16 protein-coding genes are annotated in these 21,143 nt (G+C 61.0%); 14 read left to right on the top strand and 2 right to left on the bottom strand.

Annotated elements, in window-relative coordinates; translation table 11 throughout:
* The first annotated feature begins 55 nt into the window (after nt 1-55).
* The 8 genes from rpsK (at nt 56) to I2I01_RS08655 (ending at nt 9,764) form a co-directional block, all read left to right on the top strand.
* Nucleotides 56-448, top strand: coding sequence for a 30S ribosomal protein S11 (rpsK, locus tag I2I01_RS08620; protein WP_196286035.1), 393 nt, complete (start codon nt 56-58; stop codon nt 446-448).
* A 26-nt stretch (nt 449-474) separates the two neighbouring features.
* Nucleotides 475-1,080: a 30S ribosomal protein S4 gene (gene rpsD / locus I2I01_RS08625; RefSeq protein WP_196286036.1), complete on the top strand. Its 606-nt coding sequence runs from the start codon at nt 475-477 to the stop codon at nt 1,078-1,080.
* A gap of 90 nt (nt 1,081-1,170) precedes the next feature.
* Nucleotides 1,171-2,160: a DNA-directed RNA polymerase subunit alpha gene (locus tag I2I01_RS08630; RefSeq protein WP_196286037.1), complete on the top strand. Its 990-nt coding sequence runs from the start codon at nt 1,171-1,173 to the stop codon at nt 2,158-2,160.
* Between the two features lie 192 nt (nt 2,161-2,352).
* Complete coding sequence (gene rplQ / locus I2I01_RS08635; RefSeq protein WP_196286038.1) at nt 2,353-2,958, top strand: 50S ribosomal protein L17; 606 nt, start codon at nt 2,353-2,355, stop codon at nt 2,956-2,958.
* Between the two features lie 803 nt (nt 2,959-3,761).
* Nucleotides 3,762-5,033, top strand: a complete 1,272-nt coding sequence (eno, locus tag I2I01_RS08640) for a phosphopyruvate hydratase (RefSeq protein ID WP_196286039.1) — start codon at nt 3,762-3,764, stop codon at nt 5,031-5,033.
* A 75-nt stretch (nt 5,034-5,108) separates the two neighbouring features.
* Nucleotides 5,109-5,423, top strand: coding sequence for an FtsB family cell division protein (locus I2I01_RS08645; protein ID WP_196286040.1), 315 nt, complete (start codon nt 5,109-5,111; stop codon nt 5,421-5,423).
* Nucleotides 5,424-5,523: 100 nt separating this feature from the next.
* Nucleotides 5,524-9,183 (top strand): CARDB domain-containing protein, encoded by a 3,660-nt coding sequence (locus I2I01_RS08650; RefSeq protein WP_196286041.1) that lies wholly within the window; start codon nt 5,524-5,526, stop codon nt 9,181-9,183.
* A gap of 92 nt (nt 9,184-9,275) precedes the next feature.
* Nucleotides 9,276-9,764: a hypothetical protein gene (locus I2I01_RS08655; RefSeq protein WP_196286042.1), complete on the top strand. Its 489-nt coding sequence runs from the start codon at nt 9,276-9,278 to the stop codon at nt 9,762-9,764.
* Nucleotides 9,765-9,778: 14 nt separating this feature from the next.
* Here I2I01_RS08655 and I2I01_RS08660 read toward each other — a convergent pair whose 3' ends face one another.
* Both I2I01_RS08660 and hscA read right to left on the bottom strand, forming a co-directional pair.
* A complete protein-coding gene (locus tag I2I01_RS08660; RefSeq protein ID WP_196286043.1) occupies nt 9,779-11,131 on the bottom strand; it encodes an O-antigen ligase family protein in 1,353 nt (450 codons plus the stop codon).
* 42 nt (nt 11,132-11,173) lie between these two features.
* The gene (gene hscA, locus I2I01_RS08665; protein WP_196286044.1) at nt 11,174-13,045 is read right to left on the bottom strand and encodes a Fe-S protein assembly chaperone HscA; all 1,872 of its coding nucleotides are present in this window, start codon (nt 13,043-13,045) and stop codon (nt 11,174-11,176) included.
* Nucleotides 13,046-13,354: 309 nt separating this feature from the next.
* On the opposite strand from hscA, the gene I2I01_RS08670 reads away from it, so the two are divergent.
* From I2I01_RS08670 to I2I01_RS08695, 6 genes are all read left to right on the top strand, one after another.
* A complete protein-coding gene (locus I2I01_RS08670; protein WP_196286045.1) occupies nt 13,355-15,598 on the top strand; it encodes a DUF4331 family protein in 2,244 nt (747 codons plus the stop codon).
* Between the two features lie 117 nt (nt 15,599-15,715).
* Nucleotides 15,716-17,044: a tetratricopeptide repeat protein gene (locus I2I01_RS08675; RefSeq protein ID WP_196286046.1), complete on the top strand. Its 1,329-nt coding sequence runs from the start codon at nt 15,716-15,718 to the stop codon at nt 17,042-17,044.
* Between the two features lie 130 nt (nt 17,045-17,174).
* Complete coding sequence (locus I2I01_RS08680; RefSeq protein ID WP_196286047.1) at nt 17,175-17,861, top strand: HupE/UreJ family protein; 687 nt, start codon at nt 17,175-17,177, stop codon at nt 17,859-17,861.
* A gap of 106 nt (nt 17,862-17,967) precedes the next feature.
* Nucleotides 17,968-18,354: a hypothetical protein gene (locus I2I01_RS08685; RefSeq protein ID WP_196286048.1), complete on the top strand. Its 387-nt coding sequence runs from the start codon at nt 17,968-17,970 to the stop codon at nt 18,352-18,354.
* Between the two features lie 149 nt (nt 18,355-18,503).
* Nucleotides 18,504-18,734 (top strand): hypothetical protein, encoded by a 231-nt coding sequence (locus I2I01_RS08690; RefSeq protein WP_196286049.1) that lies wholly within the window; start codon nt 18,504-18,506, stop codon nt 18,732-18,734.
* Nucleotides 18,735-18,787: 53 nt separating this feature from the next.
* The gene (locus tag I2I01_RS08695) at nt 18,788-21,094 is read left to right on the top strand and encodes a TonB-dependent receptor (protein WP_196286050.1); all 2,307 of its coding nucleotides are present in this window, start codon (nt 18,788-18,790) and stop codon (nt 21,092-21,094) included.
* The last annotated feature ends 49 nt before the right edge of the window (nt 21,095-21,143 follow it).

Here is a 21,143-nt window from a genome sequence, read left to right on the forward strand (position 1 = left end):
GTAGCATACTCGCGCAGCCAGCGCCAACACCTCCCGCATTTTTTGCGATAACCAAATGGCACAAAAAAGAAAAGACAAAGCCAAGAAGCGCGTTGTCGTGGTGGAGCAGGTGGGCCAGGTACACATCCGTGCCTCGTTCAACAACATCATCATCTCCATCACCAACAACAACGGTCAAGTTATTTCGTGGGCTTCGGCCGGCAAAATGGGCTTCCGTGGTTCGAAGAAAAATACGCCCTACGCCGCTCAAATGGCGATGAGCGACTGCGGCAAAGTGGCCCACGACCTGGGCATGCGCAAAGCCGAAGTATTCGTGAAAGGCCCGGGTGCGGGCCGTGAGTCGGCCATCCGCGCCCTCGGCAACGTGGGCATTGAGGTGACCACCATCCGCGACGTAACGCCGCTGCCCCACAACGGCTGCCGCCCCCCCAAGCGTCGTCGCGTTTAGTTTTTCACTTCAGTTAGGATAATCAAATGGCACGTTATACCGGCCCTACCTCAAAAATTGCCCGTCGCTTCAACGAGCCGATTTTCGGCCCGAGCAAGGCGCTCAACAAGAAAGCATATCCTCCGGGCCAGCACGGCCGCGGCCGCCGCAAGAAGCAGTCGGAATACGCCGTGCAGCTGATGGAGAAGCAGAAGGTGAAGTACATGTACGGCATGTTGGAGAAGCAATTCGAAAACCTGTTCCACAAGGCTGCTACCATGCCCGGCATCACCGGCGACAACCTGCTCGCACTGCTGGAAGCCCGTCTGGACAACACCGTGTACCGTTTGGGCATCGCCTCGACGCGTCGCGCGGCTCGTCAGCTGGTGGGCCACAAGCACATCACCGTGAACGGTGAAGTGGTGAACATCCCTTCGTACCACCTGCGTCCCGGCGACATTGTGGCCGTGCGTGAGAAGTCGAAGTCGCTGGAAGCCATCACCACGAGCCTGTCGGTTCGCAACTCGCGCCAGTTCTCGTGGCTGGAGTGGGACGGCAAGGAGCTGGCTGGCAAATTCACCAACGCTCCTTCGCGTGACCTGATTCCGGAGAAAATCACGGAGCAGCTCATCGTCGAACTGTATTCGAAGTAAATAGCGCTACTGGTAGCGGCCCGGCAATTTGCCGGGCCGCACTTGTGCTTATACTTCACCAACTTTTTTTACATTTTTTACGCCCCACATATGTCAATCTTAGCTTTTCAGATGCCGGAGAAAGTGGTGATGGAGAAATCCGACGACTTCACCGGGACGTTTGAATTTAAGCCGCTCGAGAAGGGCTACGGCGTCACCATCGGCAATGCGCTGCGTCGCATTCTGTTGTCGTCGCTGGAGGGTTTCGCCATCACTTCGGTGCGCACCAACAGCGTGCTGCACGAGTTTTCGACCATCGAAGGCGTGATTGAGGACATGTCCGAAATCATCCTGAACCTGAAGATGGTCCGCTTCAAGAAGGTGAGCGACGCCATCTCGGATAAAATTACGGTGCGCGTGAAAGGCCAGGATACCTTCTCGGGCGCTGATATTGCCAAGTTCGCCAGCGGGTTCGAGGTGCTGAACCCCGACCACGTAATTGCTCACCTCGACCCCAGCGTGGAGCTGGAGATGGAGCTGACGATTGCCCGGGGCCGCGGCTACGTGCCCGCCGACGAGAACAAGCCGGCTGACCAGGTTTTCGGTCAGATTGCCATCGATGCTATCTACACGCCCATCAAGAACGTGAAGTACAGCATCGAGAACACCCGCGTGGAGCAGAAGACCGACTATGAGAAGCTCGTTATCGAGATTCAAACCGACGGTTCGATTCACCCGGAGGACGCGCTGAAAGGTGCGGCCAACATCCTCATTCAGCACTTCATGCTGTTCTCGGACAACACGATGACCCTAGAGGGCCCGCGCGTGACCGAAGACGAGCCGATTGATGAGGAAACCATGCAGATGCGCAAGATGCTCAAGACTCCCCTGGAGGATATGGAGCTCAGCGTACGCGCTAAAAACTGCCTGAAGGCGGCCGACATCAAGACGATGGGTGAGCTAGTGCAGCTCGAAATCGCCGACATGATGAAGTTCCGCAACTTCGGTAAGAAGAGCCTCACCGAACTCGAAAACCTCGTGGAAGAGCGTGGCCTGGAGTTCGGCATGGACCTGAGCAAGTACCGGCTCGACGAAGAATAGAATACTAGTGTGGAGATGTGAAAATGTGAAAAGATGAGCTTCGGGCTCGGTTTTCAACTTCACATCTCCACATTCTTTTTACATACATTTCTCACATTTTATTCACAGTGTGCCCCAGGGGCAGCGGTTCTAATGAGGCCATGAGGCCCGCCGTGGTCGCCGCCCGCAAGCACACATTTTTTCAAACGACCAATGCGTCACGGAAGAAAAGTTAACCAACTGGGCCGGACTACCGCCCACCGCCACGCCATGTTGTCGAACATGGCTTCGTCGCTCATCCTGCACAAGCGTCTGACGACGACTGTGGCTAAAGCCAAAGCCCTGCGCAAGTACGTGGAGCCGATGCTGACCAAGTCGAAGGAAGACACGACGCACTCGCGCCGCATGGTGTTCTCGGCCCTACAAAACAAGGAGTCGATTAAGGAACTGTTCGGTACGATTTCGGGCAAAATTGCTAACCGTCCCGGTGGCTACACCCGCATCCTGAAGCTGAGCGACAGCCGTCTGGGCGACAACGCCGATATGTGCATCATCGAGTTGGTGGACTTCAACGAGACCCTGCTCGAGTCGAAGCAGGCTGCTGCCGAGAAGACCACGACGACCCGTCGTTCGCGTCGCGGTGGCAAGAAGGCTACGGATGCTACCAACGAAGCTGGTACTTCGGCTACCGAAGTATCGGGTGAGGCTGTGGCTCCGAACGCAGTAGTTGAGCAGTCGGCTCCGGCTGACACGGCTACCGAAACGGTAAAAGACGGCGAAAGCCGCGAAGAAGCTAAGGCTGACGAAGCCGGTGCTTAATTCGTAGCAGTTGCTGCTGATTTGGAAGGGACGCTCCGTTGGGGCGTCCCTTTCTGCGTTTATTTACTCAAGCTTATCTAAACCTTAACTGCAAGCAATCGAGATGAAATTCATAGCTATAGTCATCGCATTGATGGGTAGTGTAATGCTATGGTCGTGTCAAGTGAATCCGAGGTTTAGTAAGCTACCAGTGAAGGAGCAGCAGGCACTCACGCCTCCAATTGGTTTAGCTGGGCAACTGGCTGCAGGCGAAGGGCAGGTACAGAATTTGGCACCCGTGGCATCGGCTGATAAAATCAGGATTTATAAGATGACGTCGGGCTTTGTAAAGGAATACATTGATAAAAGTCCCAATCGGTTTACGCATCTGTACATCTACGCTAGCTTTTGCAAGCCGTGCGTAGCCGAGATGCCAGCTACCCTGCAGCTACATACCACCTAATTGGTTAGTACCGAGAATTGGGGTGATTTGGAACGCATAAAGTCCTTTCTGTACCGCAATAAGGTTTTTGCTCCGACTTATATTTTAGACTTAAACCGGTATGGGGACGAGTATATCGGACTCCGCAGACAGCAGAAGTTTATCGAGGAAATTTATCCCGGTCACCCCGAAATAGTTGGGTTTCCAACCCACCTCATTTTGGATAAGCAACACAAGGTGCTTTTCGCCGCAACAGGAGCTCGTAAGTTCAATGCGGCGGTATTGGACTCGGTAATGCTGGCCAACCGTTGATGACACCGCAAAGGCGGCATTTGCGGGCGACAGGCGTAAGTTTGCGGCGAACCAATCCCTATCTTAAGTTATGAGCTTCATCTCGCAAATTCACGCTCGCCAGATTTTTGATTCCCGCGGTAATCCGACGGTGGAAGTTGACGTAACGCTCGACTCGGGCGTGGTGGGCCGGGCAGCCGTGCCCTCGGGCGCCAGCACGGGCAAACACGAGGCTGTAGAGCTGCGCGACGACGACAAGTCGATGTACATGGGCAAAGGTGTGCTGAAAGCCGTGGAGAACGTGAATTCCCGCATTGCGGAAGAATTGGTGGGCTTCTCGGTGTACGAGCAGGCGCTGCTCGACAAGATTATGCTGGAGATGGACGGCACGCCTAATAAGGCCAACCTGGGCGCTAACGCCATTCTGGGCGTGAGCCTAGCCGCTGCTCGCGCCGCTGCACAGGATGCTGGGATGCCGCTGTATCGCTACGTAGGTGGGGTAGGGGCCAGCACGCTGCCCGTGCCGATGATGAACATTCTGAACGGCGGCTCGCACGCCGACAACTCCATCGACTTCCAGGAGTTCATGATTATGCCCACGGGCGCTTCTTCGTTTTCGGAGGCGCTGCGCTGGGGCACGGAAATCTTCCACCACCTGAAGAACGTGCTGAAGAAGCAAGGCTTCAGCACCAACGTGGGCGATGAAGGTGGCTTTGCGCCGAACATCAAGTCGAACGAGGACGCCATCAAGATTGTGCTGCAGGCCATTGAAACGGCCGGCTACCGCCCCGGCGAGGACGTGTTCATTGCCATGGACGCGGCCGTATCGGAGTTTTATGAGGATGGTGTGTACCACTTCAAAAAGAGCACCGGCGACAAGCTGACTTCTTCGCAAATGGTGGACTACTGGGCTGACTGGATGAAGAAGTACCCCATCATCAGCCTGGAAGACGGCATGGACGAGGACGACTGGACTGGCTGGAAGGCCCTGACGGAGCGTGTAGGCAAGCAAACTCAGCTGGTGGGCGACGACCTGTTCGTGACCAACGTGAACCGCCTGCAGCGCGGCATTGATGAGGGCATTGCCAATGCCATCCTTATCAAAGTGAACCAGATTGGCACGCTCACCGAGACGATTGACGCCATCAACCTGGGGCGCCGCAACGGCTACAAGAGCATCATGAGCCACCGCTCGGGCGAGACGGAGGACAACACCATTGCCGACCTGGCCGTGGCTTTGAACACCGGTCAGATTAAGACCGGCTCGGCTTCGCGCTCCGACCGGATGGCGAAGTACAACCAGTTGCTTCGCATCGAGGAGGAGCTGGGCGAGGTAGCTTATTTCCCTGGTAAGAAGATGTAACTCTGCTGAGGCTTAGTTGAATAAAAGGCCAATTCTGCGCTAGTGGAATTGGCCTTTTGTATTACCTTTATCCCAATGAATCTACCTCATTTCATTAGCCCGGTGTTTCGGGTGTTGCGCAGCTTTTATTTTCTCACCGGCATGGGCTTCCTGGTTTGGATGCTGGTGTTCGATGCCAACGATTTGGGCAAGCAGTTCGACATCTACCGCAAGTGGCAGGAACTGCGCAACGAGAAGCAATACTACCTCGACAACATTGAGGTGGTGAAGAAGGACCGGGCTGAGCTGATGAGCTCGCCGGCCTTGCTGGAAAAGTTTGCCCGGGAGAAATACCTCATGAAACGTCCCGGTGAGGACGTGTTCGTGTTGGTGCCCCAAAACGATAACTAAATAGCGAAACCAAGCTGTCGAGGCAACCACTGCTTGCAGGGGCCGCGATGGCTTGGTTTTTTCGTTTTACTATTCATGCTTTTTTCATCAATTTCTTCATATGGAACAAAACTACCGTTTGTTTTTTAAGGGTAATGCGTGGATGGTGGTGCTGGTGGCGGTGCTTTGCTGGAGCCAGGCAACACGGGCCCAAACGTATAATTTGCCCAGCACAGGCCTCACGTCGGTGACAACCTGCTCGGGAACGCTGTATGACGACGGCGGTGTGGCGAATAACTACTCCTCGAATGCTTTTGGTGGTACCACGCTGGTGCCCTCCACGGCTGGCAACAAGATTCGGCTGCAGTTCTCGACGTTCAACGTCGACCCTTACTACGACGTGGTGCGAGTGTACGACGGCAGTTCGACCTCGGCCCCGCTGATTGGCGAGTATTCCAACTACAACCAGCCGCCGGCTTCGCTGTATGCCACCAACGCAGCGGGTACGCTCACGGTGGTGCTGCAAAGCGACGGCTACTACACGCTGAGCGGCTTCGCGGCTTCCATTGCCTGCGTGACGAGCGTGCCGCTGGCCGACCTGGCCGTGCAGGGCGCTTCGGTAAGTCCGCTGAGCACGGTGGCCGGCAACCCGGTTTCGCTGAGCTGCTCTATTTACAACATCGGGGCGGGCACGGCGGCCAGCAGCAACGTGGGCTACTATTTCTCGACGGATGCCACGCTGGATGCCAGCGACGTGCTGCTAAACTTCTCGACGGGCTACGCGCTGAACCCGGGCCTGAGCTCCTACCGCTCGGCCACGGCCACCATTCCGGCGGGCACTGCGCCCGGCAACTACTACATCCTGTTTGTGGGCGACTACCAAAGCCAGGTGACGGAAAGCAACGAGAACAACAACGTGGCGGCGGTGAACGTGACGGTGGTGGCCCCGAGCATCGACCTGACCATTCAGCAGGCCGCGGTGTCGCCGCTGACTACGGCTGTGGGCACGCCCATCAACATGAACTGCTACATTCAGAACACGGGCAACGCGGTATCGCCCAGCAGCAGCGTGGGCTTTTACCTCTCTACCAACGCTACACTGGACGCCAGCGACGTGCTGCTGACCTCGCAGTACGGCGGCGCGCTCACGACGACGTATTCGTCGGCGCGCTACGGCACGGCGGCCATTCCCACGGGCCTCACGCCCGGCACCTACTACATTCTGTTTGTGGCCGACTACCAGAACCAGGTAAGCGAAACCAATGAAACCAACAACGTGGCTTCGGTGGCCATCACGGTAGCGCCTCCGGGCGTGGACCTGGTGGTGCAGCAGGAATCGCTGTATCCATATTCAGGCGCGGCCGGCAGCACGGTTCAGGCTTCGGCCTCGATTTACAACCAAGGCAACGTGATGGCTACGAGCAGCAACATGGGCTTCTATCTATCGACGAATACCACGCTGGACGCCAGCGACGTGCTACTGTACACGGCCACGGGCAGCGCCCTGAGCGCCAACCTGGCGTCGTACCGCTCGGGCTACCTCACCATTCCGGCGGGCACTGCGCCCGGCACCTACTACATCCTGTTTGCGGCCGACCCCACCAACCTGGTGAGCGAAACCAACGAGACCAACAACGTGCGCAGCCTGCCTTTCACGGTGCTTGCGCCCACAATTGATTTGTCGGTGTCGTCGGTGTATGTGTCGCCAAACACCGTGGCAGCGGGTGGTTCGGCCAATGCCTCGGCCTACCTATACAACCAAGGCAACGCGCCAGCCAGTCCGGCCAACCTGAGCTTCTACTTGTCGACCAATACCACGTTCGATGCCAGCGACGTGCTGGTGGGCAACCAGAACACGGCCTCGCTGGCAGGCGGCAACTATGCCAGTATTTATTCCAACATCACGGTGCCCGCTGGTACGGCTTCGGGTACTTACTACCTGCTGTTTGTAGCCGACCCTACGAACCTGGTGGCGGAAACCAACGAGAACAACAACGTGGCCTACACCACCCTGACGGTGACGGCTCCGGGCATTGACCTGCAGGTGAGCCAGGCTTACTCCTCGCCTTACCTGGTGGGCGTGGGCGGGTCAATTGGAATGACTTCCTACATCTACAACGCGGGCACGCTGACATCGCCGAGCAGCACCATGGGGTACTACCTCTCGACCAACGCCGTGCTGGATGCCAGCGATGTGCTGCTGACGACTGTGCCGGGCGCTGCCCTGGGGGCCAATTTGAGTTCTTATCGAACGGCCAATGCCATCATTCCGGCGAGCACCGCCCCGGGCTTCTACTACATATTGTTCGTGGCCGACCCCGCCAATGCGGTGAGTGAAACCAACGAGAACAACAACCTGGCGTTTACCACGATTCAGTTAACCGTGCCGTTCATCGACCTGCAGATGACGCAGCTTTATCTGGGCAGCAACTCCATGTCGCCGGGGGGGACGATGACGGTTAACTCGTCGGTTTACAACGCCGGCAACACCAATTCGCCGAGCAGCAACGTGGGCTACTACCTTTCGACCAACGCGATATTGGATGCCAGCGACGTGCTGCTCACCACCACTACCGGCGGTGTGTTGGGCAGCAACCAATACAACACGTCCAGCGGCACGGTCACGATTCCGACCGGCACCACGGCGGGCAACTACTACATGCTGGCCGTAGCCGACCCCACCAACGTGGTGAGCGAGAGCAACGAGAACAACAACGTGGCCTACTACCAATTCACGGTAACGGGGCCGTTTACGGGTACGGTGGTGCCCTACACGGGCACGAACACCATCACCACCTGCAGCACGACGGTATATGACCACGGCGGCTTTGGGCCCTACTCGGACAATGCCAACGGTACCCTCGTCATCAACCCTGGCACGGCCGCCAGTCGTGTGCAGCTGTCCTTCAACTCGTTTGCTGTGGAAACCTGCTGCGATGCCCTACGCATCTACGACGGCCCGAACGCGCAGTCGCCCTTGCTGGCCACGCTGAACTCCTTGCCCACGCTGCCCATTCAGGCCAGCCCCACCAACACGTCGGGGGCCCTGACGCTGGTATTTACCAGCGATGGCAGCGTGACAGGCATGGGCTTCGACGCGACGGTGACGTGTGTGGCTGCGCCCGTGGTGCTGTCGGACCTGCTGCTGACCCAGATTGGGGCTTCGCCCTCCTCAGTGCCTGCCGGGGGCAATCTGACGCTGAGCGCCACGGTGCAGAACCAGGGGGCGGGGCCGGCCGCTACTTCGGCCGTGGGGTATTATCTCTCGACCAACCAGACGCTGGATGCCAGCGACGTGCTGCTGGGCAGCAGCGCCGGCTCTACGCTGGCCGCTGGCAGCAGCGCTAACCGCCAATTGCTGGCAGCGACTGTGCCCGCCGCCACCACGCCCGGCGCTTACTACGTCCTCTTCGTGGCTGACCCGCTGAACGCCGAAACAGAAAGCAACGAGAACAACAACCTCGCCGCGCTGGCCGTGACGGTAACCCGGGGCCTGGCCGCCCGCGAGCAAACGGCTGGCTACACCGTGGCCGTGGTGCCCAATCCCGTGACGAACGGCAACGTGCTGCGCGTGCAACTGAGCGGGGCCGGCACCAGTGGCACGGCCTCGGCTGACCTCTACAACACCCTCGGGCAGCGCGTGCTCACCCAAGCCATGCAACTAGGAACGGGCCGCGTGAACCAGGCCGAACTTCCCACGCAGGGGCTGGCGACGGGCGTGTACACGCTGCGCCTCACCGGCAGCGGCCTGAGCGTGACGCGCCGGGTGGTGATTGAATAAATGATAGGCTGAAATCGGTGCCTGCGGCACCGGAACGAAGGCAGCAGGCCTGGCACAACAGCCGGACCGGCTGCCTTCGCTTATTTTGGGGCATGCTGAAAATATTCCGCCGGGGTTTGGTGCTGATGACGGTGGCCGGGGGAGCGGCGCTGGGCTTGGGCCGCCCGGCGCCTCTCGCTCAAACGGCGCCGCGGCCGGGGCAGGCGCAGGCGGCCGGGTTGTTTTTGCGCGCCGTGTTGCGCGCCAACTACCCGGCTGCCTACGCCCGCCTGGCACCCGAAGTGCGCCAGGGCTTCAGTCTGAAGCAATTTGTTGCGGCAGCCCACCCCATTTGGAAAAGTGGCCAGCGGCACGGAACCCAAATTGAGCTATACAAGCTAGGCGTGCGCTTGGGCGACCGAGGCGGCTCCCGTTTGTTCTACAATTTTTCTTTTGCGGCCGATTCGGCTATGAAAAGCCCTTCGGAGCTGTTGGAAGTAACTTTCCGCGATACGGCGGCGCGGGCGGTGCTGAGTTTTGGTGTGCGCGGCCAGCCTCGTTCGCCAAGCCAAAAACCAGCCGTGCAAGGCGCGAGGAAATAGCCTCGGTGGGCCAATTAGGCAGTAGGTTCAGAGGCTGGAGCGGCAAGGGCGACCGGGGGCGTAGTAGGGGCGCTGTGCATGGCGGCCCGGGCGTAGTAGCGCTGCAAACCCACAGCCAGCCAAAACAGCACCACCACGCGGGGCTCCTGCCAAAAGTCCTGCGCGAAGGAATGCAGCAGAAAATACAGCAGGTAGGCGGTGATGCCAACCTGCGCGGGCGTTTGTGGTCCGTGGAATACCCACTTCAGCTGCCGCACCAGCAGGTAGCCCAGCAGCAGCAAGCCCGAAAGCAGCCCTAGCGCACCAGACTCGGCCAGCCAGTCGAGGTAGAGGTCGTGGGCGTTCATGCGCCGCAGGGTGGTGTAGTAGTTGGGGTGGGCCGGGGCTTTGCGCACAAACTCGAGGTAGCGGTCGGGGAAGGTGCCGGGGCCCACGCCTACCACCGGCTCCTGCTGGAAGAGGTCGAAGCTGAACAACCAGCGGCTCATGCGCTCGGCGTTTGACTCGTTGGCCGAGGAAAAGTCGCTCACCGAGCCCAACTCCTGCAGCAGGTTGGTTTTGGCAGCCGTGGGCGGATGCGGGTGCACAATGTTGACGACCTGCCAGCCGCCGAGCACCAGGCAGCTGGCCACGGCCCAGGGCAGCAGCAAACGCACCCCGGCCTCGCGCCCCGAAAATGCCAGCAATAGCAGGGCCTGGGCCAGCATCGAGACGTAGGACGCCCGCGAATACGAGAACGCCACCACCATCAGCACGGCCGTGAGCAGCATGGTGATGAGGAAGCGCCCGCGTTGCCGCTGCGCCCGCGGATGGTAGAGCAGCGCCATGTTGAGCACCAGCACCAGCGGCTCTAATATGACGGTGAGGTTGGTGTGGCCGTGCTCCAAAAACGGACGAGCCACGAAATAGGAAAACGTGTACGAAATGCCGATTTGCGCATGCCGCATCAAGGCGAAGGCCGCCAGCAGGCCGGTGCCCAGCGCCAGCGCCCACAAGGCCCGGAACCACTCGGTGCGCTCCAGCCGCAGCACGCGCTGCACCCCGTAGCCAAAGCTGATGTAAAGCACGATGGTAGCGAAGTACTTGGCCGAGACCACCACATCGCTCGAAAAAACCGTGGACACGAAAAGTGCCCCCACGTGCAGGCCAATGAGTTTGTCGAGGCGGCGGGCGGTGCGGGGCCAGGGCAGCCAACCCGCCACCAGCCCCAGCCCCAGCGCGCCCACCGTGAGGGCCATGAGCGGCTCCGAAGCCAGCAGCAACCCAAAACGCCACCGTTCCGAAAACCAGGACACCGACAAGGGCACGCTGGCCAGCGCTACGTAAAACAGCCACAGCAGCCGGCTTCGGAAAAGCGAAGGAGTCATGCGAAAATGAAAAGCGCGCCGCGGCCCGGCGCAATGACGTGGTTAGCCGATTTTCTTGCCGGCCATGGCTTGTTGAATAGAAATGTTCATCACCCGCTCGGCGTAGGGGCGCGTCAGCTCGTCCAGTTCGTCCATGGCTTTCAGAATGGGGTCGCGGTCGGGGCCGGCTAGGGCCGTGCGCAGCTTGGCTACTTGCGCTTCGGTGTCGGCCAGCTCGGTTTCGGTGAGATGCTGGCGGTTTTTGCGGGTGAAGTTTTCGACCTGGTACAGCAGCTGCTCGGCGGCCGTGCGGGCTTCGATGAGGAGACGGGCGGCCACGTCGTCTTTGGCGTTCAGCAGCGAGTCCATCAGCATTTGCTCCACCTGGTCGTCGGTGAGGCCATACTGGGGCTTGATTTCGACCTGCTGGCGCGTGTTCGAGCGCAGCTCAATGGCTTCCACCTTCAAGATGCCGTCGGCGTTCAGCAGGAAGTTCACATCAACCTTGGGCAGGCCCGCCGGCATGGCCGGAATGCCGGTGAGCACAAATTCGCCCAGCTTGCGGTTTTGGCTCACGAGGTCGCGCTCGCCCTGGTACACGGCAATTTTCAGGTTCACCTGCCCGTCGACACTGGTGGTGTACTGGCGGCCGGCCTTGGTCGGAATCTTAGAGTTGCGCGGAATAATGGGGTCCAGCAGCCCGCCCAGCGTTTCGATGCCAAGCGTGAGCGGCGTGACGTCGAGTAGCAGCACGTCGCGCCGGTTGCCAGCCAGGATATCGGCCTGAATGGCCGCGCCCAGCGCCACCACTTCATCGGGGTTGAGCGAGTTGTTGGCCGGCTGGCCGAAGAACTCCGATACCGCTTCGTACACCAGCGGCACGCGGGTAGAGCCGCCCACCAGCAGCACGGCATCGAGCGGAGCGGTGATTTTGGCATCCTGAACAGCCTGGCGGCAGGCGGCAATGGTACGGTCTACCAGCGGGCGGATGAGGTCGTTGAACTGCGCGCGGGTGAGCGTGACGGTGGTGTTCTGGCCAGCTTCGTCGGTCAGGTGGGTGGTGAAGTCGTCGTGCTGGCTCAGGTATTTCTTGGCCATCTCGGCGGCCAGGCGCAGCTGCTGCTGCAGGTGCGGGTTGGTGTGGTAAGCCTCCGGCAGGCCGAAGGTGGCCGTCCAGTGGTCCACCACGGCGCGGTCCAGGTCGTCGCCTCCCAGATAGGTGTCGCCGTTGGTGCTCAGCACTTCAAAAATGCCTTGCTGAATGCGCAGGATGCTGATGTCGAATGTGCCGCCGCCGAGGTCGTACACGGCCACAGTTTTTTCCTCATCGGGGTCGAGGCCGATGCCGTAGGCCAGGGCGGCCGCCGTGGGCTCGTTCACGATGCGCAGCACTTCGAGGCCGGCCAGGCGGCCGGCGTCGCGGGTGGCTTGGCGCTGCGAGTCGTTGAAGTAAGCCGGCACGGTGATGACGGCGCGGTTCACGGGCGTTTTGAGGGCGTGCTCGGCGCGGGCGCGTAGTTCCTTCAGAATGTCGGCCGACAGCTCGATGGGCGAATAAAACCGGTCTTCTACCCGGATTTTTACCAGGCCTTCGGAATTGTCGTCGATGACTTTGTAGCCCAGTTGCTGGGCGTGCTGGCCCAGGTCGCGGTAGCTTTTGCCCAGCAGGCGCTTCACCGAGTAGATGGTGCGCTGCGGGTCGGTGAGCAGGAACTCGCGGGCTTCGGTGCCGACGATGGGGCCCGACCCATCGGCCGGGAAGTGCACCACTGAGGGCACGATGGTGCCGCGGCCCAGGTCGTTGATGGCCAGCGGCTGGCGGGTTTCGGGGTGCACGTAGGCCACCAGGCTGTTGGTGGTGCCCAGGTCGATGCCCACGATGATTTCTTCTTGCTGGAGGCTGCCGGTGGCAAGATTGATAGCGACTGTAGCCATAAGAGGGGAGGCGCCGGCGTAGCAGCCGGCCCAGAGGAAATAATAAAATAACAGCGCGAAGCGCACCACAAAAGTAGCCCCTAAACCAGGCTGGCTGAGAATTGATGCAGGCTCAGCCCGCAAAGCCAGCAAAAGCCCGAATTTTATTGAACGATTTTAAGCAGCATTCAAACCGAAACGAATAGTTGGCTCGTAAGGGAATAACAAATGCTCGAACACATTTGGGTTGCCTCATTATCTGGCCTTTACACAGGCTAGTGTCAGGCACCGCTTTGCCTATTTTTTTCCACTTTAACCCCTTTCTTTCACATGAAAAAATTGCTTACTCGTCCTCTGGTGCCGGCTGCGGTATTCGCCGCTGCGGTAGGAGGGATGCTGGCCTGGAGTGGCCAGCACAACACGCTGGAAGCCTCCAGCCACCGCGAAGCCCCGCTCATCGCCGACGACCCGCTGGCCGACAACACCGACCTCTACGTGTTCCGCAGCCCGGACGCGCCCGCCAACGACGCCAACGCCACGGCCACCATCGTGGCCAACTACATCCCGTTTGAGCTGCCGCAGGGCGGCCCCAACTTCAACTCGTTCGGCGAAAACATCCGCTACGAGATACACGTCAAGAACAACCCCGCCACCACGGGCGACGACATTACCTACCGCTTCACGTTCACCCGCACCAACCAGGACCCAACGACCTTTTTCCGGGTGCGGCTGGGGCAGGAAAACCTGAAAACCACCTACCAGCTGGAGCAAAGCCTGGCCGGTGGCGCTTTTACGACCCTGATTACGGCCGGGGTGGTGCCGGCGCCTAACATTGGCCCGCGGTCTATCAACAGCGCGGCTGGCCTTAACCGGCCCAACTACCAAGCTTATCTGGAAAGCACCATCCAGACGGTAGCCACTACTGGTGGCAACATGCAGGTGTTTTGCGGCCCCGCCGACGATGCCTTCTTCACCGACCTGGGCGCTATTTTCGACCTGGGCGCGGTGCGCGCTCCTAGCAGCGCCCGCGATGGCCTGGCCCGCAAGAACGTGCACAGCATCGTAATGAAGATTCCGGTAGCTGCCCTGGTGCGCACCGGCACGCCGGCCCTGACGGCTACCACCAACCCCCTGGCAGGCACCACTTCGCCCGCCTCGCCCGTGTCGCCCTACACCGTGGGTGTGTGGGCTTCGGCCAGCCGCCTGTCGCTGCGCACCATCAACGCCGACGGCACGCGCACCCAAACCGGCACCTACGTGCAGGTATCGCGCCTGGGCATGCCCCTCACCAACGAAGTCATTCAGCCCGTGGGCATGAAGGACGCCTGGAACAACGACACGCCGTATGGGGTGGCCGCTGCGGCCGCTGGCTCGCGCCAAGCTATGTTTGAAGCCAACCTGCGGAACCCCGAACTGGGGCTCTACATGGCCGACAACGTGCCCGTGAACGGCGCAGCTCCCAAGCCGGCCGGCCAAACGTACTACGGCGAAGCCATCCAGGGCCCCGTGGGCCCAACGCGCGGCCTGGGCTTGTTGCGCATCCAAACCAAGTCGCTGGCCGGCCTGCTGCCCGCGCCTCTGGCTGCTGGCTTCGACTTCCGCAACGGCGCCCCCGGCCTGGCGCCCTTGTTCGGCAACGCCGCCACCAACGGCACGGCCCTGGCCCCCATTGCCAGCGGCGGCTTTGGCGAATACCTGCTGAACAACGGCACCTCCGGCGCGCCGCGCTCGGTTGACTTACTGCCCATCTTCCACACCGGCGTGCCCAACCTGCCGCCCTACCAGCTGGCTACCGGCAAAACCGGCGGCAACCCGCTGACGGCTGGCAAGCCCTTCATCAACAACTTCCTGCCGACTTTCGGCGACATGCTGCGCATCAACCTGGCCGTGCCGCCCACCTCGCGCACTTCGGCCGACTTTAGTTCGGAAGGCTTGCTTGCCGCAGCCGTGCTGGGCCTCACCGATGCCCGCTACACCGCCAGCGGCGCCAACTACATTGCCATCCCGAACATGGACGGCTTCCCGAACGGCCGCCGCCTCGAAGACGACGTGACCCGCATCGAGCTGCAAGCTGTGAGCGGCGCGGTGCTGGCCGCCATTGGCCTGTGGTACGACGACTACACGGTAGGTACCTCGCCCTCGCCCCTCACCACGCAGCTGACCAACGTGGTGAGCTTTAGCACCAATGTGGAGCGCAACGATACGACCTTCCGTACTGCCTTCCCGTATGTGCAAACGCCCTGGAGCGGCACCAACGCCCAGCGCGTGGCCCTGGCCCAGCGCACGACCAGCCTCGGCCTGTCGCCCAGCCTGACCGTGGCCCAGGCCTACCCCAATCCTTTCGTTGGAAGCACCACGCTGCACTTTGAGCTGCCCGTCAAAGGCACGATGAGCATCGTCATCAGCGACGCGGCGGGCCGCCGGGTGGCTACAGTAGCCAAAGACCGGACTTTCGGCCAAGGCGTGAACGAACTGACCTGGCAGCCGGGCCGCGACGTAGCCCCTGGCCAATACATCGCCACGCTGTACAATGGCAAGACGATAGTGCAATCGGTTCGCATTGAGCGCCAGTAAGCGGTTTTAATGCCTGAAAAACTGAGCCGTCGTTGGGCCCGTATGGGACTGGCGGCGGCTCTTTTTCGGTATCTTTCATTTACGCGGTCCATTTGAATCCTTAAGTACCCTTCTGCTTTGAGAAAGTACCTATACCCGACCTTGCTGGTGGTTTTTGGCCTGTTGGCCGCCGCCATTTTTATATTTAAAAAACCGGCGCCTCGCACACCGCAGCTGAAAGAGCGCCACGGCGACCTGGCCGCCGGTGGCGAGTGGCTGAACACCAAGGCGGCCATTGAGGGCCTGCTCGCCAAGCTGCGCGCCGACCCCAACGACCAAAAAAGCCGCCTGCTGCTGGCCCAGGCTTACATGCAAGAGGCCCGCGTGACCGGCGACCACCCGTACTACGACGAGGCCGCCATGGGCCTGCTGGATGAAGTGCTGCAAGCCGAACCCGAAAACTTCGAGGCGCTGTGCTGCAAGTCGTCGCTCTGCCTCACGCAGCACCACTTTGCCCAAGGGCTGGGCCTGGCCGAGCAAGCCGTGAAGCTGAACCCTAACAGCGGTTTCGTGTATGGGCTGCTGACCGATGCCAACGTGGAAATGGGCCACTACGACGAGGCCATAAAAATGGCCGACAAGATGAATGCCTTGCGCCCAGAGCTGGCCTCATATGCCCGCACGAGCTACCTGCGCGAGATTTACGGCGACGTGCCCGGCGCTATCGAGGCCATGGACATGGCGGCTAAGGCCGGCTACGTTGGCCTGGAGCAGACCGAGTGGACCCGCGTAGCCCTGGGCCACCTCTATGAAATCAGTGGCGACACAGCCCGCGCCCGCGCACAGTACCAAATGGCCCTACTGGCCCGCCCGGCCTACGCCTACGCCCTGGCCGGCCTGGGCCGCATGGCAGCGGCACATAAGGACTACGCGCAAGCCATCAAGCTTTATCAACAAGCGCGCGTGACGGTGAAGGACTACGCTTTCTCGGATGAGCTAGCCGACCTGTACCGCCTGAACGGCCAGCCCGCCGAAGCCGATAAAAAGGCCAAAGAGTCCATTGAAATGCTGGCCAGCGCGGCTAAAGAAGCCGACGACAATGAGCAGATGGGCCACTACGCCGACCGGGAGCTGGCCTACGCCTACGTGAAAACCAACGAGCTTGACAAGGCCCTTGAACACGCCAAAATCGAGTATGAGCGTCGGCCCGACAACATCGACGTGAACGAAACAATGGCTTGGGTGCTCTACAAGCGCGGCCAGTTTGCCGAGGCCCAGAAGTACATGCAGGTGGCCCGCCGCACGGGCTCGAAGAACCCCGTGCTGCTGTGCCGCGCCGGCCTCATCCTCAGCAAGCTGGGCAAAACCGCCGAGGGCCAGGCCCTGATTGAAAACTCATTGAAGACCGCGCCCTACCTCAACCCCGAGGTGGAGGCGGAAGGCAAGATGCTGCTGGCGGCGCGGTAGGGCTTTTTGAAAAATGGCCGTTATGCCGAGCGCAGCATCTCGCCTGTCGAAGTAATAAATACAGATTGCAACACAGCGGGCGAGATGCTGCGCTCGGCATGACGTTCACCTTTTGTTTGATAGCCCTGAAATGAAACTGGCTGTACCGCTGCAAAAGCTCCCGCGCCGCGCCTTGGTGGCGCTGCCGTTGCTGCTGTTGCTGGCCCAGCCTGCCGCTGCGCACGTGCTCAACACAGACCTGAGCAAGCTCTCGCGCACCGAGATTTTCTGGACTTATCTGCAGCTGGGCTTCACGCACATCATTCCGCTGGGGTTCGACCATATTCTGTTCATCATCAGCCTCTACATTCTGGAGCCGCGCCTCAAGCCGGTGCTGATGCAGGCCACGGCTTTCACCATTGCGCATTCCATCACACTGGGCTTGGCTATGTACGGGCTGATTTCGCCGCCCTCGGCCGTCATTGAGCCCATCATTGCGTTGTCCATCCTGTTTGTGGCCATCGAAAACATTATCACCGACCGGCTAAATCCCTGGCGGCTGCTCATCGTGTTTGGCTTCGGGCTGGTGCATGGTATGGGCTTCGCCTCGGCGCTGACGGGGCTGGGGCTGCCGCAGAAGGATTATTTCGGCTCGCTCATTTCCTTCAATGTGGGCGTGGAGCTGGGGCAAGTGGCCGTAATCCTGCTGTGCTGGGCGTTGGTGGGCCGCTGGGCGGCCGACAAAAGCTGGTACAAACAGCGCGTGGTAGTGCCGGTTTCGGTGGTCATTGGCCTCGTGGCCGCCTACTGGACCGTGGAGCGCGTCTTTTTCGCCTGATAATTTTCGCTAAATCAGTCTATTCGTCGGCTGGTTCTCGTAACTGGTAGAGGCGAAACAATACCGGCCCACTGCCCGCGCTAGCTTCGCCTACTCCTCCTCGCTTATGCCTCGTCAGTTCCTCACGTTGCTGCTGCTGCTAAATTACCTGCTGGTAGTGGGGGCAGGCCTTGTGGAGCGCCCGGCGCGGCCCATCACCCGGCCCTTTGCCTACGTGCACAGCCAGGATTGCCAGCTCAAGCACACCCTGCGGCTGGCCTGCTTCGATGACTGCAACGGCGTGCAGTACACCGTGAAGAAAACCGGCGAGCGGCCGCCCTTGCAGCAGCTGCTCAATTCCTTCAAGGGTTTGGATACGCACTGCCTGGCCGAAGTACGGGTGGCGTTTGCCAAGCCGGTTTTTATTTTCGCTGAGCCTCAGGTGGCTGCCCGTGAGGTGGCCGTGCCCGTTGGGCACCGGGGCGAGATTGAGTTGCCGCCCCGTCGGGGATAAGTTGGGCTTCTGGTTTTTGGCATTCGGTTCGAATCCAAACAGGGCCAGTGTGCGCGTGCCACGAGGCAAGCGCGCAGCTTCCACTTATCCCATTCATCCGACGCAGCCTGCCGGGCCTTAGCGCTTGGGCGCGTTCAACTCCTTTCCCAATGATTTTCCGGGCTAATTCCCTTCAACCCGTAGCGGGCGCTACGGGCGTTGCATCCCATGTGCAGCTGCCGGCCGCTGGCCGCCTGGCTGCCAACCCGCTCGGCCTAACCGGCCGCCAACTGCTGCCGAGTGAGGCGGCGCACCAACAGCTGCGCGGCCACCTGGGCCAGCAGCGCGCCCAACACCGCGCCCAATGCCGGGCCAACTGCATGAGCAAAGCCAATTTCTAACCTAAGCGGGCGGCTTCGCTTCGGCGAAGCCGCCTTTCTTTTTCTGCATCAGCATGAAACAACTCGCTACCCTTGTACTGATTTTGCTGGTTGGAATTGGCGGGCAACTGCCCATGGCTTATGCCCAAAGCACCGCCACCCTGCGCGGCACCGTGGCCGACTCCCTTTCCGGCCTGCCGGTGGCGGGCGTGAGCGTGGGCCTGCAGGGCCAACCCGGCGGCACCGCTACCGATGCGCTGGGCCAGTTCCGCCTCGGCGGCCTCGCGCCCGGCATGTACCAGTTGCGCATTGGCGCGCTAGGCTACCGCACCCACACCGTACCCGTGACCCTCGCCGCCGGTGAAACCCGCAGCCTGAGCCTGACCACGGCCGCCACCACGCTCAGCCTTGCGGAAGTGACCGTGAGCCAGCCGCGCGACCCCAACCAGAGCCTGGCCGCCATTTCGCACATCGACCAGGTGCTGCGGCCCCTCAACTCGGCCCAGGACCTGCTGCAACTGGTGCCGGGCCTGTTCATTGCCCAGCACGCGGGCGGCGGCAAGGCCGAGCAGATTTTCCTGCGCGGCTTCGACTGCGACCACGGCACCGATTTCGCGGTGAGCATCGACGGGCTGCCGGTGAACATGGTGAGCCACGCCCACGGCCAGGGCTACGCCGATTTTCACTTCGTGATTCCCGAAACGGTGGAGCAGCTGAAGGTGTATAAAGGCCCCTACACGGCCCGCTTCGGCGATTTTGCCACGGCCGGCGCGGGCGAATTCAGCACCAAAACCCGCCTCGACCGCAGCCTGGTGAAGCTGGAATTGGGCCAGTTTGACACCCGCCGGGCCCTGGTAATGCTCGACCTGCTGGGCGCGGGCCGCCACCTGCTCAGCAAGCGCCCCGAAAGTGCCTACGTGGCCGCCGAGTACTACTTTACCAATTCCTACTTCGACGCCAAGCAGCACCTCAAGCGCTTCAACGGCCTGGCCAAGTACACCGGGCAGCTCACGGAGCGCACCTCGCTCACGCTGCTGGGCTCGCACTTTGCCTCGCGCTGGGACGCCAGCGGGCAGATTCCGGAGCGCGCCGTGGAAGACGGCAGCATCTCGCGCTACGGCAGCATCGACCCCAGCGAGGGTGGCAACACCGGCCGTACCAATGCCTCCGTGGTGCTTACCACCGCGCTGCCGCACGATGCCGTGCTGCGCCAGCAGGCCTACTACTCGAAATACGACTTCAGCTTGTTTTCCAACTTCACCTTCTTCCTGCGCGACCCGCTGAATGGCGACGAAATTGAACAGACCGACGACCGCCACCTCGTCGGCTACACCGCCACTTACGACCGCGACGACCAAATTGGCGCCCGCCAGCTGCACAGCACCCTTGGCGTGGGCACCCGCAACGACTTCTCCAACCTGGGCCTCTACACGGCCGCGCAGCGCCGCATTCTGGGCACCACCACCCAGGGCAAGCTCTACGAGCGCAACATCAACGCCTACCTCGACGAAACCCTGAACCTGACCGACCGCCTCACGGTGAACGCGGCCGTGCGGGCCGATTTCTTCACCTTTGACTTTCGCGGGCAGTTGGCCAGCGAGGACAACGGCGGCGCATTGGAACCGCTGCGGGGCCGCGTCAGCCACGCCCGCGTCTCGCCCAAGCTCAACCTTTACTACCAGCTCACGCCCGCCGTGCAGCTGTTTGCCCGTTCCGGCTTCGGCTTCCACTCGAATGATGCGCGCGGGGTGATTCGCGACGCCAATGCCAACGTGCTGCCCCGCGCCGTGGGCTCCGAAATCGGCAGCACCTTCAAGCCCCTGCCCAGCCTGGTGGTGAATGCCGCCCTCTGGAGCCTGCACCTGCAGGACGAGCTGGTGTACGTGGGCGACGAAGGCGTGACCGAGAGCACCGGCCCCACCCAGCGCTATGGCGTGGACGTATCCCTGCGCTACCAGCTCGGCCGCCGCCTGTTCCTCGACGGCGATTTCAACTACAACCACGGCCGCCAGCTCGACGCACCCGCCGAGGCCAACTACATCCCGCTGGCGCCCACCTTCACCAGCATCGGCGGCCTCACCTACAAGGCGCCCAAGGGCCTGAGTGGCAGCCTCCGCTACCGCCACATCGACTCGCGCCCGGCCAACGACGACGGCAGCATCACGGCCCGCGGCTATTTCCTCTTTGATGCCGTGCTCAGCTACACCACCCCGCGCTTTCAAATTGGCGCCACCGCCGAAAACCTGCTCAACGTGAAATGGAACCAGGCTCAGTTTGCCACCGAAACGCGCCTGCGTACCGAACCTGCGCCGGTTGATGAGTTGCACTTCACGCCCGGCACTCCATTTTATGCCAAACTGAACGCCAGCATTTTCTTTTAAGCAAGTGGATGCCGGGGCTACACGAAGCCGCCGATGGGCCGCGCTGTAT

The organism is Hymenobacter properus, from assembly GCF_015694735.1.
Lineage (GTDB): Bacteria > Bacteroidota > Bacteroidia > Cytophagales > Hymenobacteraceae > Hymenobacter > Hymenobacter properus.